Here is a 15,952-nt window from a genome sequence, read left to right as displayed (position 1 = left end):
GTGGGCACCCGCGGCCAGCGTCTTACCAGTCCAGTCCGAAGGAAAGCTTGAACGTCCGCGTCGCATACTGGTCCCAACTGTTGATCGCACCGTCGGCCCAGTTGATGCCATACCCGCCCCAGTTGGTCCAGTCGAACACGTTGAGCACGTCCGCGCGCATCTTCAGTTTCAGGTCGCTGCCGGTGTCCCAGGTCTTGGTCAGCGACAGGTCGAACTGCTTGAAGCCCAGGGTGCCGTCCGGCTTCCAGGCGTGCGGCCGCTCGTACCCGCCGTAGGCCGCGGTGCCGTCGATGTCCCAGCGCTTGATCGTGCTGGCCAGGGTCAGCTTGCCGGCGACGCTCATGCCCCATGGCAGGTCGGTGAAGCCGCTGGCCACCAGCCGGTGCCGCGGTGCCCAGGCGCCGCCGTACCAGGTGCCCTGCTGGAAGTACCAGCCGTAGACCGGGTCCTTCTCGTGGATGTTCTGCTTGGCGTCGGTCAGCGTGTAGGCCAGGTTGAGGTTCCAGCGGCTGGACGCCGTATAGGGCTTGTCCAGGCTCAGCAGCAGCGCGGTGTTCCGGGATTCGAACCCGTTGCTGGCCACGATCAGCGCACCCAGCCCGGGCAGCCCCGGCGCGCTCCACGGACTGCCGTTGGGCGCGTAGGCGCCGCCGTCGCCGTAGCGGTTGCCGCGCGCGATCAGCAGGCCGTCCTTGTAGCGGGTGTGCTGGACCGTGGCCGAACCGTTCCAGTCCACCCCGCCCATGGCGAAGCTGTTGCGCAGGCCGAGGCTGAACTGGTCCGAATACGGCGTCTTCAGCCGGTTGTCGAACATCCACACTTCGCGTCCGGCCTCGCCCGAATCGATCAGCGACATCAGGTACGCGCGGTCGAGCAGGCGCGGATCCCAGTCCAGGCAGTCGCCACCGACCGCACAAGCATGGCCCGGGGCGTTGATGTGGAAGCGGCGGGTCGGGAACGAGGCCTTGCTGCGCTCCAGCTGCAGGTAGTCGAACAGGTTGCGGTCGTAGGAACGTCCGGCGCCGCCGAACAGCACCAGGCGCTCGTCGCCGCTCAGGTCGTAGGAGAAGCCCAGCCGGGGCTGGATCGCATCCTTGAACGGCTTGCGGTTGTGGCCGGTGCTGATGTAGCGCTCGATGTCGATGCCGCCGCGCGCCAGCGTCTGCGCGTAGGTCTGGCCCGGCGCGGCACCGGCATCCGTGTCCACGCTGGCCAATGCCGCGAGCACGTCCGGCGCAGTACGGTAATCGAGGTAGGACGGGGTCTTCTCGTAGTCCCAGCGCAGGCCGAGGTTGAGGGTCAGGCGCTCGTTCACCTCCCAGTCGTCCTGGAGGTAGAGGCCCAGCTGCCGGTTCCTGGAGGTGACCGCACCGCCATCGGTGCCGGCCGCGGCGCTGCCGAAGCGCACGAAGTACGGCACCGTGCCGCCCTGGTGGATGTCGTAGTAGAACTGCGGGTTGTAGGGCTGCTGCTCGATGGTGTCCAGGTCGACCTGCTTGTATTTCACCCCGAACTTGAGGGTGTGCCCTTCCCAGCCGAAGAAGGTGGTGTCGTTCTGGAACGACCAGCCTTTCTGGCCCTTGTCCTGCAGGCCGCCCTCGCCGGCGCCGATGCGGTAGATCTGCTTGCCTTCGTCGCCGCTGCCGTCGGTCAGTACCCGGCCGTTGCCGTAGTTGACCGGCGCCTTGGTCCAGAAGGCCTTCTCGTAGGTCAGGTGCGCGTCGTTGAGCCAGTTGCTGCTCGAGTACTGCCAGCGCAGGTCGTAGCGGTCCTCGGTCACCCCGGTGTCGGTGCCGTAGCTGCGCGCGCTCTGCCCGCCGACGTTGCCGATCTCGCTTTCCTCGCGGCGCTTGTAGGTCAGCTCCAGCAGGTTGGCCTCGTCCAGCGACCAGTCCAGCTTGCCGAAGTACAGGTCTTCCTTGAACGGCGTGGCGGTGGCGCCGAGCTGGTCGCGCCAGGGCGCCGGCAGGTCCTCGCCGTCGCGGCCTTCGCCGGGTTTCAGGTCCTGCGGCGCGTTGTACTCCTTGGCCTCGTAGGTGACGAAGAAGTGCGCCTTGTCCTTGACGATGGGGCCGCCGAACGCGGCACCGTACTGCTTCTCGCCGGAACGGGTCTTGCCGACCCCGTTCTTCTCGCTCTCGCGCGCCGTGCGCCAGTCCTGGTTGGTGTAGTCCCAGAAGAACGAGCCGGAGAAGTCGTTGCCGCCGGAGCGGGTGACCGCGGTCACCGCGGCCGAGCTGATCTGGTCGTATTCGGCCTTGTAGTTGGAGGTGATGACCTTGTACTCGCCGATGGCCAGCTGCGGGAACGGGTTGCCGCGGCTGGCGTCCTGGCCGGTGATGCCTCCCTGGGTGACATAGTTCTTCTGGCCCACGCCGTCGATGTAGACGTTGACGTTGTTGGCGCTCTGCACGCCACCGCGCAGCTTGGTGGACCCGTTGGCCGGGTTCTGCTCGAACACCATGCCCGGCACGGTGTCGGCGAAGGCCAGGAAGTTGCGGGTTCCCTGCGGCAGCGCCTGGATCTGCCGCGGCGTGATGTAGGTGGCGATCTCGGAGGTCTTGGTCTCGATCGGCGCCTGCGCGGTCACCTGCACCGTGTCCAGGGTGGTGTCGGCGGCCGTGGCGCTCCCGCCCACGCCGTCGACCCCCAGGTCGACGGTGGCCGCCTGGCCGACCTGCACGGTGATGTCGCGGCTGCTGCGCTGGCCGGCCGCGACCACGTCCACCCGGTAGGTGCCCGGTGGCAGCCCGGCCAGCGCGTAGGTGCCGCTGTCGCTGCTCTGCACGCTGCGGACCAGGCCGGTGGCCAGGTTGGTCGCGGTGATCCGGGCCTGTGCGGCCGGCGCCGAATCGGCCGTGACCTGGCCGCGGATGGTCGCGCCGGTGCTCTGGGCCAGGACCGGGACGCCGGCCACTGCCAGGCAACTGGCCAGCGCGCAGCTGAGCAGCCTGCGGGCCGGTGGCGACATGCGGATGACGGATGGGTTCATGGGACGGCTCTCCGGGTGCGGCAGCGCGGCTGCCATTCGGTTCGTTGCCGGGCGCGGTGGCCACGGGCGGGCAGCGCGCCGCGCCGGCTGCGTCGGCTCAAGGGCCTGCGGACCTCCGCGGCGGTGGCGGTGGCCGCCGTCCCGCGGCGTCGGCGCGGGCAGGCATGCACCGGGCACGGCCAGGCCATCCCGGATCGTGGGCAATGGCGGGTGAACGGCAGGTGGTCATGGCCCCCCGTCCGCGCCGCGCCGGGACACCGCCCGGCGCCCTGCCCTCGCGCTTTGCGAACGCGGGGCCGCAGGAGCGCGGGCGCCCGGCACGGAACCGGCGCGGTGTCATGTACTGGAGGGGAATTGCCGCGTTGGCCACGCGTATGCCTTCACCGACCGCAACGCCGCGAAGGTACGCGTTTCCGCGCCGGCCTGTAAACCGGTCGGCGGCGGACAGGACCGCCGGCCGCAGGCCGCCGCGGCTCAGCCCGCGCTGTCCTCGGCGGGCGTGCGCGCGTCGATCGACAGTGCGTGGATGTCGCTCTCCATCATGCCGCCCATCGCCGCATACACCGCCCGGTGCCGGGCCAGCTGGCCCTTGCCGACGAACGCCTCGCTGACGATCAGCACATTGAAGTGCCCGCGCCCGTCGCGGGCGCCCGGGTGGCCAGCATGGCGATGGCCGTCGTCCTCGACGTCCAACCGCTGCGGAGCCAGCGCCGCCTGCAGCGCCGCGCGGATGCGCTCCACCCGGCTCATGGCAGCACCTTGCGGAACGGCCGCACGTCCACCCGCGCATAGACCCCGGCGGCCACATAGGGGTCGGCGTCGGCCCACGCCCGCGCCGCCTCCAGGTCCGGGAAGTTGGCGATCACGACGCTGCCGCTGAAGCCCGCGGCCCCCGGATCCTCGGCGTCGATCGCCGGGCAGGGCCCGGCCAGCAGCAGCCGCCCCTGCTCAAGCAGGGCCTGCAGCCGTTCCAGGTGTGCCGCGCGCGCGGCCTGGCGGGCCGCCAGCACGCCCGCGCCATCGTAGCCTTCGATCACGTACCACACCGTTCCGTCTCTCCTCTGTGCATGCCGGATATCGTCCGCCCAGTGTAGGACCTGGACGGCGCTCCGGGGACGATCGCCACCGGCAACGCTGGACACCACGGCCCCCGGGCGATTACCCTTGGCGTCATTGCACGCAGCCGGCCCCTAACGGCGCGGTGCGGCGGCAGGCCAGGCCACCGCCGTCCGACCGATCCGCGATGCTCTTCCGGACTGTGTAGACGACCTCTTCGTGAACGACGTTGCCGCATGACAGCGCGGCCCGTCGCGTTGTTGATGTGTATGCACGCCGTACAGGCACGCATGGCTGGCCCCGGGAAGGCCCAGCGGCGCGTCCTGCCGCGGGCGCACTCCGGAACCCTTGTTAGGCTTGCAACACCCGATGTCGCCCTGATGACTTCAGACCCCGCGCTCGCCGCGCACCCGCCAGCGCCGCCGACCGTTCCGCAGCAGCAGGAGATGCCGCTGGCGGTGGTGCATGGCCAACCGGTGCTGCAGATCCCCCAGGATCTGTACATCCCGCCGGATGCCCTGGAAGTCATCCTCGATGCCTTCGAGGGTCCGCTGGACCTGCTGCTGTACCTGATCCGCCGGCAGAACCTGGACATCCTGGACATCCCGGTCGCCGAGATCACCCGCCAGTACGTCGAGTACATCAACGTCATGCAGGAGCTGCGCTTCGAGCTGGCGGCGGAGTACCTGGTGATGGCCGCGATGCTGGCCGAGATCAAGTCGCGGATGCTGCTGCCGCGGCCGCCCAGCGAGGAGGGCGAGGAAGCCGACCCGCGCGCCGAGCTGGTCCGCCGGCTGCAGGAGTACGAAAGGTTCAAGCAGGCCGCCGAGGACATCGACGCCCTGCCCCGCCAGGACCGCGACACCACCCCGGCGCATGCGTACGTCCCCGACCGGGTCGCGGTGAAGCTGCCGCCGCCGGTGGACCTGAAGGAGATGCTGCTGGCCCTGCACGACGTGCTCAAGCGCGCCGAGCTGTTCAGCGGACATGCCATCAAGCGCGAAGCCCTCAGCGTGCGCCAGCGCATGGGCGACGTGCTGGAACAGCTCGAGGACGGCCGCTTCCACCGCTTCGAGGCGCTGTTCACCGCCGAGGAAGGCAAGCTCGGCGTGCTGGTGACCTTCCTGGCGCTGCTGGAGCTGGCCAAGGAGCAGCTGCTGGACATCGTCCAGGAGCCCGCCCATGACCAGCCCCAGGGCGAACGTCCGTCGCTGGCGCCGATCTACGTCAAGTCGCTGGCCGCCGGCAACACCAATGCGCCGTTGCAGTTCTCGAGCGAATTCGACGACGCCGACACCCCCGATTCCGCCTGAGCCGTACCCAGAACCCATGGATCAACCGCTGATCAACCGCATCGTCGAAGGCGCGCTGCTGGCCGCCAGCCAGCCGCTGACCCTGGCGCAGCTGCAGGAACTGTTCCCCGAGGAACAGCCGGCGCCGCCCGGCAGCGTCGAGCGGGCGCTGGAGCTGCTGCGCGATGCCTGCCGGGACCGGGGCGTGGAACTGGTCGAGGTCGCCTCCGGCTTCCGCTACCAGATCACCGGCGAGGTCCACGCCTGGGTGTCGCGGCTGTGGACCGAACGCAAGACCCGCTATACCCGCGCCACCCTGGAGACCCTGGCGCTGATCGCCTACCGCCAGCCGATCACCCGGGGCGAGATCGAACAGGTGCGCGGCGTTTCGGTCAGCAGCAACATCATCCAGGCGCTGGAAGAACGCGAATGGATCCGCGTGGTGGGACACCGCGACGTACCCGGCAGGCCGGCGCTGTTCGGTACCACGCGCACGTTCCTGGACTACTTCGGCCTCAAGCGGCTGGACGAACTGCCGCCCTTGTCCGAACTGCGCGACATCGGCGAGCTGGAACCGCAGCTGCCGCTGGGCGGGGACGGCCAGCCCGCCGCCGCGCTGACCGCCACCGCGGCCACGCCCGACCCCGATGCCGCCGGCACCGCGACCTCCCCGGACGACCGGGCGGCCGCACCCGATACCGCCCTCATGGGCCAACCCGACGCCGCGCCGGGAGAGCGCGCGGCGGAAGTGGAAGACACCGGCAACAACGCCGTCGCGACAACGACCGCGGCTGTTGACGAAGCCGATCCCGAACAAGAGGCCGATGCGGAAGACGCCGGCCGGAGCCAAACACAATGAGTGACACCCCCCGCAAGCCGTCGTTGAACAAGCTCTCGCTCAAGCGCGAGGCGCCTGTCGACCAGCAACGGCTGGAAGAACGCCTGCACAAGGTCCTGGCCCAGGCCGGACTCGGTTCGCGCCGCGCGCTGGAACAGCGCATCGCCGACGGCCTGGTCAAGGTCAACGGCGAGACCGCGCAGACCGGCATGTCGGTCAGGAGCGGCGACAGGATCGACCTGGACGGCCGCAGCTTCGTGGCCAGCGCCCTGACCGACCCCTCGCGCGTGCTGGTCTACAACAAGCCCGAAGGTGAAGTGACCACCCGCGAGGATCCCGAAGGCCGCCCGACCGTGTTCGAGTCGCTGCCCGCGCTCAAGGGCGCGCGCTGGATCGCCATCGGCCGCCTGGACATCAACACCACCGGCCTGCTGCTGCTGACCACCGACGGCGAATTGGCCAACGCCATGATGCACCCGTCCTTCGAGGTCGAACGCGAGTACGTGGTGCGCGTGCGCGCCCCGGAAGGCCAGGAGCGGGTCCCCGACGCCATCGTCGACCGCCTCGCCCGCGGCGTCGCGCTGGAGGACGGCCCGGCCAAGTTCGACGAGATCGAACGCATCGGCGGCACCGATTCGCACGACTGGTTCCGCGTGGTGGTCAAGGAAGGCCGCAACCGCGAGGTGCGCCGCCTGTGGGAATCCCAGGGCTGCCAGGTCAGCCGCCTCAAGCGCAGCCGCTACGGCCGCATCGAGCTGCCGCGCGAACTGCTGCGCGGGCATTCGGTGGAGCTGCCGGACGGCCAGGTCGAGGCGCTGCGCGCCGAACTGAAGCTGGAAGCGGGCGCGCCCTCGGCGCTCACCCTGCAGCCGGTGATCGGCCAGCGCAAGGCGGCCAAGACCACCGTGCGCCTCGGCCATGAAGGCGGCCGCGGCAACGCCTACGTCAATGGCCACAACACCGCCGACGAAGGCCGCGAACTGCGCCGTTTCGACACCCTGCGCGAGGACCGCGGCCGCGGCCGCGGCGGCAAGGGCGGCTTCAAGGGCGGCCTGACGGTCAGCGGCGAAGCCGCGGCCAAGCAGTCGCAGAAGCCGTTCAAGCAGCGCAAGCCGAAGGGCGACCGCAGCCTGCCGGAAGGCAACCCGGCCGCGTTCCGCACCTGGTATGTCCCCGAGGGCGTGAGCACCGGCCCCAGCGGCCACCGCAACGCCGGCCCCGGCCCGCGCGGTCCCGGCCGCCCGGCCGGCGGCAAGGGCAAGCCCGCCGGTCCGGCCCGTGCCGGCGGTGCCGGTGCCCAGGGACAGCGCAAGCACCCGTATGGACACCCGGGCAATGCGCCGAGCTTCCCCTCCGACCACGCGACTCCGGGCGCCAGCCCCTACGGAGCCCGTCCCGGCGGCAACCGCCCCGGTGGCGGCAAGCGGGGTCCGGGCGGTCCGGGCGGCCGGCCCGGCAACCGCCCGGGGGGCAACCGCCCCGGCGGCGGTGGCAACCGTGGCCCGCGCAACGGCTGAAGACTGCCCGCACCCGCCTGCACGACGCCCCGGCCAGCCCGGGGCGTCGTCGTTTCCAGCCTCCGCGGTCACCCCGGTGGGCGGCGCCGGAACGCGGCCGGCGTCGTGCCGGTCATCCCCCTGAAGAAAGCGATGAACGGACTTTCCGCCGAGAACCCCAGTTCCTGCGCGACATGCCCCACCGCGTGTCCCAGCAACAGCAGCTCCATCGCGCGCATCAACCGCCACTGCTGCCGCCACGCCTGGTAGCCCATGCCGACGTCACGCTGCATGGCGCGGGCGATCGTGCGCGTGCTCAGGCCGCATCGGCGTGACAGTTCGTCCAGCGCCGGCGGCAGGCACTCCGCCGGCGGCAACTGTCCGGCGATGCGCGGATCCCGCGGCAGCGGCAGGTCCATCGGCTGTACCGGGGCGGCAGCGATCTCCAGCACGCACAGCGCCAGTTGATGGTGCGCCCGCGGCTGCGACCAGTCCTGCGTGAACGGCGCCTGCGCGATCGGCTCCAGCAGCGCCTCCAGCAACGGGCTGACAGCGATGACCACCGGGCGTGCCGGCAGCTGCCGGCATACGTCCGGGGTGAAGTACAGGGAGCGGTAATCGACCGCCTGGCGCATCTGCGCGCGGTGCACCAGTCCGCCGGGGATCCACGCCGCCCGCGAAGGCGGCAGCAGGCAGAGGCGGTCGCCGAAGGTCAGGCGGGTGCACCCCTGGCGGGCGTACAAAAGCTGTCCGCGGCGGTGGCCATGCCAGCCCGAGTCGTGATCGGCCAGGGTCGAGGCGATGCCGATCACCGGCGCCGCCCACGCATCGGCATCGAAACCCGCCTCCGGGGCCAGCCAGGCCATGTCCGATTTCCTCTATCCAGTGACTGGACATGCATGGTGCGACAGGCGGAGCGGCAGGACAATGCGCCCCCCTTTCCGCCGGAGCGCTCCCGTGTCCCGCCGTGCCCTCGCCCTCTGCATCGCCCTGCTGATGTTCCCGCAGCTGGCGCAGACCCTGTACAGCCCCGCCCTCGCCGACCTTTCGCTGCGCTTCGCGATCCCCGCGGCCGCGGCCAGCCAGGCGATGAGCGTCTACCTCGCCGGCTTCGCCGCGGGGGTGCTGCTCTGGGGCCGGGCGGCCGACCGGATCGGCCGGCGGCCGGCGCTGCTCGGCGGGCTGCTGCTGTTCTGCCTCGCCGCCGCGCTCGGCCTGGGGGCGCGCTCGTTCACGGTGGTGCTGGCGGCGCAGGCGCTGGCCGCCACCGGTGCCGCCGCCGGCTCGGTGGTGACCCAGACCCTGCTGCGCGACCACTACCAGGGGCCGGCGCTGGCGCGGGTGTTTTCCTGGATCGGCATGGCCCTGGCGTTCAGTCCGGCGCTCGGCCTGGCCAGCGGCAGCCTGCTGGTCGCCGCGGCGGGCTATGCCGGCGTGCAGGGCGCCCTGTTGCTGCTGGCGGCGCTGCTGGCCCTGGGCTGCCGGTGCTGGTTGCCGGCGGCCCCCGGCGCCCGCGGCGGTCCCGCGGCGGCGTCCTGGCCGCTGCTGCGGCGGCTGCTCGCGGACCGCTGGATCTGGTCGCAGGCGCTGCTGGTCACCGCCTTCAACGTGGCGATGTACGGCTACTACGCACTCGGCCCGTTCCTGTTCCAGCAGCTGCGGTTGCCTGCCGCGCTGTTCGCGGCCAGTGGTGCGCTGCTGGCCATCGGCACCGGCGTGGGCGCCTGGGCCAATGCGGGGTTTTTGGCGCGCGGCCTCGACGCCGGCGCCCGAATCCGCCGCGCCGCCTGGCTGCTGCTGGCCGGTGCCGGCCTGGCCCTGCTGCTGGGTCGGCGGCCGGCGGTGGTCCTGGCGATGCTGCCGGTGGTCGCCGGCTTCGGCCTGGCGATTCCCAACCTCCTCGGCCAGGCGCTGCGCGACTACCGGGACTGCCTGGGCACCGCCGGCGCCCTGTTCGGACTGCTGTACTACCTGCTCATCGGCGCGGCCATGGCGCTGGTCGGCGCCGGCCAGGCGCTGGCCCCGGCGCTGCTGGCGTGCGCGCTGCTCGCGCTGGGGCTGTCGGGGCGCGGCGGCGGCCGGCTCAGCGCCGGGTGATCACGAACTTGCCGAACCCCACACCCAGGCTCCAGCCCTGGCCGGTGCCGGCCAGGGCCAGGGAGACATCGCCCTTGGTCATGACCTGGGCACCGGAGGCCCTGGACGCACTCGCGTGCACTTCCGCCGCGGCATAGGTGCCCACCAGGTCGTCCAGTGAATAGGCGCCGGTGAAGCGTCCATGGCCGTCGTTGATGGTGGTGCGGCCGACCGTGAGCCCGCCCCCCTTGGCCCGGATGCTGACCGGGAACCGGGCCCCGTTGTCGCAGCTGACGGTACCGCTGCCGCTGGCGGTCTTGTAGAACGCCGACCAGCCCGAGAGGGTGTAGCGCAGCTCGCAGTCGATGTTGCCGGCCGCGCGCGCGCCCGGCGCCAAGCCGAGGGCCGCGAGCCCCAGCACAACCATCATCGTCCTCTTCATCGCACCCTCTCCTGTCGGGTTGGAACGCTGCGAGCCTAGCAGCCCGCCGGGCACCGGCCACCGCCGCCGGACGCCACGGACCGGGCGCCGTTCAGCACGGAGCGCCGGGCTCGTCCAGCACGAACCCATCGGCATCGAGCATGGCCGGGAAGCGCTCGCGGTGGGCCGCCAGCGCCGCGCCCGAAATCACCGTGGTGACCACCTGCTCGCGTTCGCGGATCTCCACCTGCGGCTGGCCCAGGAAGTCGTGGACCGCGCTGTCGCCCGCATAGTGCAGGCCATTGCCGTCGACCCCGATGCGGTTGACCACCGCCACGTAGCAGAGGTTCTCGATCGCCCGTGCCCGCGCCAGCGTCCGCCACGCATGGGCGCGCGAGGAGGGCCAGTTGGCGACGAAGATCTGCAGGTCGAAGTCCGGCTGTCCCGGCCGCTCGACGTCGTGGCGGTTGCGGCAGAACACCGGGAAGCGCAGGTCGTAGCAGACCTGCGGATTGATCCGCCAGCCTCGCCATTCCACGCACAGGCGCGCGCTGCCGGCGGCATAGCGCTCGTGTTCGCCGCCATAGCGGAACAGGTGGCGCTTGTCGTAGTGCTGCAGGCCGCCGTCGGGCGTGGCCCACAACAGGCGGTTGTAGACCCGGCCCGCGACCCGCAGCTGGACGCTACCGGTGACCGCCGCATCCAGCCTGCGCGCCTGCTCGAGCATCCAGGCGACGGTCGGCCCCTGCATGTCCTCGGCCTGGTCGATCGCCTCGTTGGAGAAGCCGCTGGTGAATGTCTCCGGCAGGATCACCAGGTCGGTCTGCCCAGCCAGCGGCGCCAGCAGCGCGGCGTAGTAGTCGCGGTTGCCGGCCGGATCGTGCCAGCGGGTGTCACCCTGGATCAGGGAGATGCGAAGGTCCTGCATGGTCGTCATTGTCCTGTAAACGAAGAAGCCAGAAGCGCACTGAGCGCCGCGCCCGCGCCCAGCAGCGGTACCAGCCACTGCAGGCGCGCCACCCAGCGGTTGCCGGGACGCCGCCGTTCACCGGCGTCCAGCAGCGCCAGGTAGGTACGGGTGTAGCGGCCGAACGTGCCGCGCAGCGCCAGCAGACCCTCGTCCACCATCACGCCACGCCTGCGCAACCCCTCCTGCACGACCGCCAGGAACAGCCAACCCTTGGCCACCACCGCGACCGCGAAGGCGGAGAACAGCGCGCCGAAGCAGAGCCCGCCCGCGTCCATCCCCCCTCCGTCAGAGCGCCTTAAGGCGCTCGATCGCCGCGTCCAGGGTCGCGTCGTTCTTGGCGAAGCACAGCCGCACCAGGCGCTGCCCGGCCGGCGGGGTTTCGTAGAACGGCGACAGCGGGATCGCGGTGACGCCCTTCTCGATGGTCAGCCACTTCACGAACTCGTGGTCCGGCAGGTCACTGACGGCCGAGTAGTCGACCAGCTGGAAGTAGCCGCCCGGCACCGGCAACGGCTCCAGGCGCGTGGCCAGCAGCTGCTCGCGGAAGCGGTCGCGCTTGGCCTGGTAGAACGCTCCCAGCTCCAGGTGGTGCTCGGGCTCGTCGCGGATCATCGCGGCAAAGCCGTACTGCGCGGGGCTGTAGGTGGTGAAGGTGTTGTACTGGTGCACCTTGCGGAACTCGGCGCTCAGCGCCGGCGGGGCGATCGCGTAGCCGATCTTCCAGCCGGTGCAGTGGTAGGTCTTGCCGAAGCTGGAAACGACGAAGGCGCGCTCGCGCAGTTCCGGGTAGCGCAGCGCCGATTCGTGGCGGGCGCCGTCATAGACGATGTGCTCGTAGACCTCGTCGGAGAGCAGGTAGATGCCGGTGCCGCGCAGCACCGCGATCAGCGCCTGCATGTCCTGCGCCGACAGCATCGCCCCGGACGGGTTGTGCGGGGTGTTGACCATCAGCATGCGGGTCCTGGGGGTGATCGCCGCGCGCACCTTGTCCCAGTCCACCGCGAAGGTCTGCGGATCCAGCGCAACGTGCACGGCACGCGCGCCGGCCAGGTCGATGGCCGGCTCGTAGCAGTCGTAGGCCGGGTCCAGCACGATCACCTCGTCGCCCGCCCGCACCACCGCATGGATGGCGTTGAAGATCGCCTCGGTGCCGCCGGAGGTGACGGTGATCTCGCTGTCCGGATCGACCTTCGCGCCATAGCAGTCCAGCGCCTTCTGCGCGATCGCCTGGCGCAGCGGCGCCACGCCGGTCATCGGCGCGTACTGGTTCAGCCCCTCGCGCATGGCCCGGGCGGTCTCATCGATCAACCGCTGCGGCGCGGAAAAATCCGGAAACCCCTGCCCCAGGTTGACCGCGCCGTGCTCGGCGGCCAGCTGCGACATCACGGTGAAAATGGTGGTGCCCACCTTGGGCAGCTTGGTCTGCGGTTGCATCGGCACATCGGCATCGCGGAAGGGAAGCGCGAGTGTACGCAAAGCGCGCCGACGGCGCCGGCCGCGTGCCTATAATGGCGCGCCCCGATGCGCTGGCCCGGCCCGCGCGCCCCACCAGGACGGAAGCGCCCGATCCGATGACCGACCCGCTGAACACCGTGCCGCTGCTCGATGCGCGCGGACTGCGCTTCACCCGCGACGACGACCCGGTGTTCGGACCGCTCGACCTGCACGTGGAGGCCGGCGAGGCGCTCCTGGTCCAGGGCGGCAACGGCGCCGGCAAGACCACCCTGCTGCGCGTGCTCGCCGGCCTGCTGCGTGCCGACGACGGCCGCATCGCGCTGGACGGACATCCGGCCACCGCCGCCCGCCGCGCCCGCAGCATCGCCTACCTGGGCCATCTGCCCGCACTCAAGCAGGATCTCGGAACGCTGGAGAACCTGCGCCTGCTGTGCGGCCTGCAGGGCCGGCGCCCACGCCAGATGCCGGGCAATGCACTGGCGGTCGTCGGCCTGGCCGGCCATGAGGACAGCCTGGTGCGGCAGCTCTCGGCCGGGCAGAAGAAACGCCTTTCGCTGGCCCGGATGTGGCTGTCGCCGGCGCCGGTCTGGCTGCTCGACGAGCCCTACGCCAACCTCGACCTGGAAGGCATCACCCTGGTCGACCGCATGGTCTCCGCGCACCTGCGCAGCGGTGGCGGCGCGCTGATCACCACCCATGGCGCGTATGCCGCGCCTCCGGTGCGCCACCGCACCTTCACCCTGGCTCCCGCCGCCGAGGCCGTGGCATGAGGCTGCCGGGCGCGCAACCGAGCCTGTGGGACGCGGCCCGGGCACTGCTGGTGCGCGACCTGAAGCTGCTGTGGCGGCGTCGCAGCGATGCCGCACAGCCGGCCTTGTTCGCACTGCTGGTGGTGGCGCTGTTCGCGCTGGCGCTGGGCGGCAACCCCCAGCTGCTGGCGCGCGTGGCCGGTGCGGTGCTGTGGCTGGCGGTGCTGCTGGCCGGGCTGCTGTCGCTGGACGGCCTGTTCCGCGGCGACGCCGAGGATGGCTCGCTGGAACAGTGGCTGCTGTCGCCGGTGCCGCTGGCCTGGCTGGTCGCGGTCAGGGTGTTTTCGCACTGGCTGACCACGGCATTCCCGCTGGTGCTGCTCAGTCCGCTGCTGGCCGAGCTGATGCAGCTGCCGCATGCGCAGCTGCCGGTGCTGGTCGCTTCGCTGGCCCTGGGCACGCCGCTGCTCAGCCTGCTGGGCGCGGTGGTCGCGGCGCTGACCGTGGGCATGCGCCGTGCCGGCATCCTGCTGGCCCTGCTGGTCCTGCCGTTGTACGTGCCGGTGCTGGTGTTCGGCGCCGGCGCCGTCGCCGCGGCGGCGCAGGGCCTGGACCCGCTCGGCGGCCTGCTGCTGCTCGGCGCCGGGCTGCTGGCCGGCCTGGTGCTGGCGCCGCTGACCGCGGCCGCGGCGATCCGCATCGCCAACGCCTGAGCGCACGCGGCGCTATCCTTGCCGTCCCTTCCCGCTCCTGCCCCCGCATGCGCAACCGGCAACCGCCCGCTCCTCCCGGCCCCCCGACGTTGCCACCGCGCCCCGCGGTGGAACTGCAGCGGCGCGGCGAACGGCGGGTGGAGCGGTTCCTGGACGTGGCCATCGAAGTCTTCAACGAGAAGGGCTACCAGGGCGCACGCCTGTCGGACATCGTCAAGCGCGCCGGTGGCTCGCTGTCCACCCTGTACCGGGCGTTCGGCGACAAGGAAGGGTTGGTGCACGCCCTCATGGAGCGCAGCATCCGCGACTTCGGCCAGGGGCTGGAGGAGCTGCTGCAGTCGCCCCTGCCCCCGGCCCAGGCACTGGAAGACGCGGCCTGCCGGATGGTCGAGGAGATCCTCACCCCGGCGCGCATCGTCAGCCATCGCATCTTCACCGCCGAAGGCATGAGCCAGCCGGCGCTGCGCGACTGGTTCCACGCCCACGGCATCCGCCCGGTGGAAATCCTGCTCAGCGACTACTTCGCCCGCGAGACCCGGGCCGGGCGCCTGGCCATCGACGATCCCGATGCCGCCGCCGACCAGTTCTACATGCTGGTGTTCGGCGGCCTGGTCATCCGCTCGATCAGCGGCCGGGTCGGCGGCGAGCACCTGCCGCAGGCCCAGGCACGGGCCCGTTCGGCCGTGCAGCTGTTCCTCAAGGGCGCGCTCCCCGGCCGCTGAACCGCGACCTGCTGCGTCGCAACTTGACATGAACGGAGGCTGTCGCAGAATCGCACCGTAATCACCATTACGCTGCTGTCGCCCACCCACCGGCAGGGACCGCAGCTGAGGAGAAGAACGTGCGGTTCTATCTCGCATCCGTGATGCTGCTCGCCGCCGCCGTGCTGGTCTATGCCGCCTGGCTGGCGCCGACCCCCGCCGACGCATCGGCGCAGGCGGTCAAGCTCCCCGAGACCCGTTTCGCCTCCTCCCTGTCCGGGCACGGCTTCGACGCGCCGCCGGGGTTCGCCGACGCACTGCCCGCGCGCAACCCCGCACACCCCGAGGCCAAGGCCGTCAGCGAACAGGTCTGCAGCGCCTGCCACACCCAGGAAAGCGACAACTTCGCGCATACCGTGCATGCGCTGGGCATGCAGGTGGCACTGGCCGCCAACCCCGCCACCGCGACCTGCGAGGCCTGCCACGGGCCGGGATCGGCGCATGCCGCCAACCCGACCGCGAAGGGATCGATCATCGCCTTCACCCATGACGGCGGCACGCCGGTCGCGGCCCAGACCGAGGGCTGCCTGGGCTGCCACTCCGGCGGACCGCGCGATGCCTGGCTCGGCTCGATCCACCAGCGCAACGACCTGTCGTGCAGCGACTGCCACAACCCGATGCAGGCCTTCTCGGCCGAGGGGTTGACCACCAAGCAGTCGGTCAGCGAAACCTGTGCCACCTGCCACAAGGACATCCGCCAGCAGTTCAACCGCCGCTCGCACATGCCGCTGCCGGAAGGCCAGATCAGCTGCGTGGACTGCCACAACCCGCACGGCACGCTCAACGCCACCCTGCTCAAGACCGATACGGTCAACGAGACCTGCTACCAGTGCCATGCGGAGAAGCGCGGCCCGTTCCTGTTCGAGCACGCCCCCGTGCGCGAAAGCTGCCTGAACTGCCACCAGGTGCACGGCTCCAACCAGCACGCGCTGCTGGTCGCGCCGATCCCGATGCTCTGCCAACAGTGCCACTCCCACACCCGCCATCCCAACGACCTGATGACCGAGCTGTCGCTCGGCACCGGCGGCGCGCCCGACGAGCGCCTGATGGGACGGGGCTGCGTCACCTGCCATGCCCAGGTCCACGGTTCCAACCACCCCTCCGGCCCACGCCTGCACAAGTAACGGGAGGAC

General features: G+C 71.1%; 15 protein-coding genes and 1 pseudogene. 8 read left to right on the top strand and 8 right to left on the bottom strand.

What is annotated here, in order from left to right:
• Positions 1–22: 22 nt before the first annotated feature.
• From K5L01_RS03460 to K5L01_RS03450, 3 genes and pseudogenes are all read right to left on the bottom strand, one after another.
• Positions 23–2,984: pseudogene (locus K5L01_RS03460) on the bottom strand (TonB-dependent receptor).
• Between the two features lie 482 nt (positions 2,985–3,466).
• A complete protein-coding gene (locus K5L01_RS03455) occupies positions 3,467–3,742 on the bottom strand; it encodes a BolA family protein (protein WP_250061970.1) in 276 nt (91 codons plus the stop codon).
• Positions 3,739–4,038, bottom strand: a complete 300-nt coding sequence (locus K5L01_RS03450) for a YciI family protein (protein WP_250061968.1) — start codon at positions 4,036–4,038, stop codon at positions 3,739–3,741. The genes K5L01_RS03455 and K5L01_RS03450 overlap by 4 nt, the downstream gene beginning before the upstream one ends.
• A gap of 273 nt (positions 4,039–4,311) precedes the next feature.
• Here K5L01_RS03450 and K5L01_RS03445 point away from each other — a divergent pair, with 273 nt between their 5' ends.
• The 3 genes from K5L01_RS03445 to K5L01_RS03435 are packed head-to-tail and all read left to right on the top strand — an operon-like array spanning position 4,312 to position 7,695.
• The gene (locus tag K5L01_RS03445) at positions 4,312–5,361 is read left to right on the top strand and encodes a segregation and condensation protein A (protein ID WP_425603852.1); all 1,050 of its coding nucleotides are present in this window, start codon (positions 4,312–4,314) and stop codon (positions 5,359–5,361) included.
• Between the two features lie 16 nt (positions 5,362–5,377).
• Positions 5,378–6,199, top strand: a complete 822-nt coding sequence (scpB, locus tag K5L01_RS03440) for an SMC-Scp complex subunit ScpB (protein WP_250061966.1) — start codon at positions 5,378–5,380, stop codon at positions 6,197–6,199.
• A complete protein-coding gene (locus tag K5L01_RS03435) occupies positions 6,196–7,695 on the top strand; it encodes a pseudouridine synthase (protein ID WP_250061965.1) in 1,500 nt (499 codons plus the stop codon). Before scpB ends, K5L01_RS03435 begins: the two co-directional genes overlap by 4 nt.
• 68 nt (positions 7,696–7,763) lie before the next feature.
• On the opposite strand, the gene K5L01_RS03430 is transcribed toward K5L01_RS03435, so the two are convergent.
• The gene (locus K5L01_RS03430; RefSeq protein ID WP_250061964.1) at positions 7,764–8,540 is read right to left on the bottom strand and encodes an AraC family transcriptional regulator; all 777 of its coding nucleotides are present in this window, start codon (positions 8,538–8,540) and stop codon (positions 7,764–7,766) included.
• Positions 8,541–8,631: 91 nt separating this feature from the next.
• Between K5L01_RS03430 and K5L01_RS03425 the strand changes: the two genes are divergently transcribed.
• Positions 8,632–9,771, top strand: a complete 1,140-nt coding sequence (locus K5L01_RS03425; protein ID WP_250061963.1) for an MFS transporter — start codon at positions 8,632–8,634, stop codon at positions 9,769–9,771.
• Here the strand turns inward: K5L01_RS03425 and K5L01_RS03420 are convergent.
• The 4 genes from K5L01_RS03420 to K5L01_RS03405 form a co-directional block, all read right to left on the bottom strand.
• On the bottom strand, positions 9,758–10,192 hold the full coding sequence (locus K5L01_RS03420) for a hypothetical protein (RefSeq protein WP_250061962.1): 435 nt from the start codon (positions 10,190–10,192) through the stop codon (positions 9,758–9,760). The genes K5L01_RS03425 and K5L01_RS03420 overlap by 14 nt on opposite strands.
• Before the next feature lie 91 nt (positions 10,193–10,283).
• Positions 10,284–11,099, bottom strand: coding sequence for an amidohydrolase (locus tag K5L01_RS03415; protein ID WP_250061961.1), 816 nt, complete (start codon positions 11,097–11,099; stop codon positions 10,284–10,286).
• A gap of 5 nt (positions 11,100–11,104) precedes the next feature.
• Entirely contained in the window at positions 11,105–11,416 is a 312-nt protein-coding gene (locus K5L01_RS03410; RefSeq protein WP_250061960.1) for a hypothetical protein, read from the bottom strand.
• 10 nt (positions 11,417–11,426) lie between these two features.
• On the bottom strand, positions 11,427–12,575 hold the full coding sequence (locus tag K5L01_RS03405) for a pyridoxal phosphate-dependent aminotransferase (RefSeq protein ID WP_250061958.1): 1,149 nt from the start codon (positions 12,573–12,575) through the stop codon (positions 11,427–11,429).
• 137 nt (positions 12,576–12,712) lie between these two features.
• Between K5L01_RS03405 and ccmA the strand changes: the two genes are divergently transcribed.
• From ccmA to K5L01_RS03385, 4 genes are all read left to right on the top strand, one after another.
• The gene (gene ccmA, locus K5L01_RS03400; protein WP_250061956.1) at positions 12,713–13,366 is read left to right on the top strand and encodes a heme ABC exporter ATP-binding protein CcmA; all 654 of its coding nucleotides are present in this window, start codon (positions 12,713–12,715) and stop codon (positions 13,364–13,366) included.
• Positions 13,363–14,058: a heme exporter protein CcmB gene (gene ccmB / locus K5L01_RS03395; RefSeq protein ID WP_250061955.1), complete on the top strand. Its 696-nt coding sequence runs from the start codon at positions 13,363–13,365 to the stop codon at positions 14,056–14,058. Before ccmA ends, ccmB begins: the two co-directional genes overlap by 4 nt.
• Before the next feature lie 89 nt (positions 14,059–14,147).
• Positions 14,148–14,780 (top strand): TetR/AcrR family transcriptional regulator, encoded by a 633-nt coding sequence (locus tag K5L01_RS03390; RefSeq protein WP_250061952.1) that lies wholly within the window; start codon positions 14,148–14,150, stop codon positions 14,778–14,780.
• 119 nt (positions 14,781–14,899) lie between these two features.
• Positions 14,900–15,943, top strand: coding sequence for a DmsE family decaheme c-type cytochrome (locus K5L01_RS03385; protein ID WP_250061950.1), 1,044 nt, complete (start codon positions 14,900–14,902; stop codon positions 15,941–15,943).
• Positions 15,944–15,952 lie beyond the last annotated feature (9 nt).

The sequence above is a fragment of the Stenotrophomonas mori genome, assembly GCF_023556335.1.
Taxonomy (GTDB): domain Bacteria; phylum Pseudomonadota; class Gammaproteobacteria; order Xanthomonadales; family Xanthomonadaceae; genus Stenotrophomonas; species Stenotrophomonas mori.
Note: the sequence above shows the minus strand (reverse complement) of the source record. Positions and strands in the feature narration are given on the sequence as shown.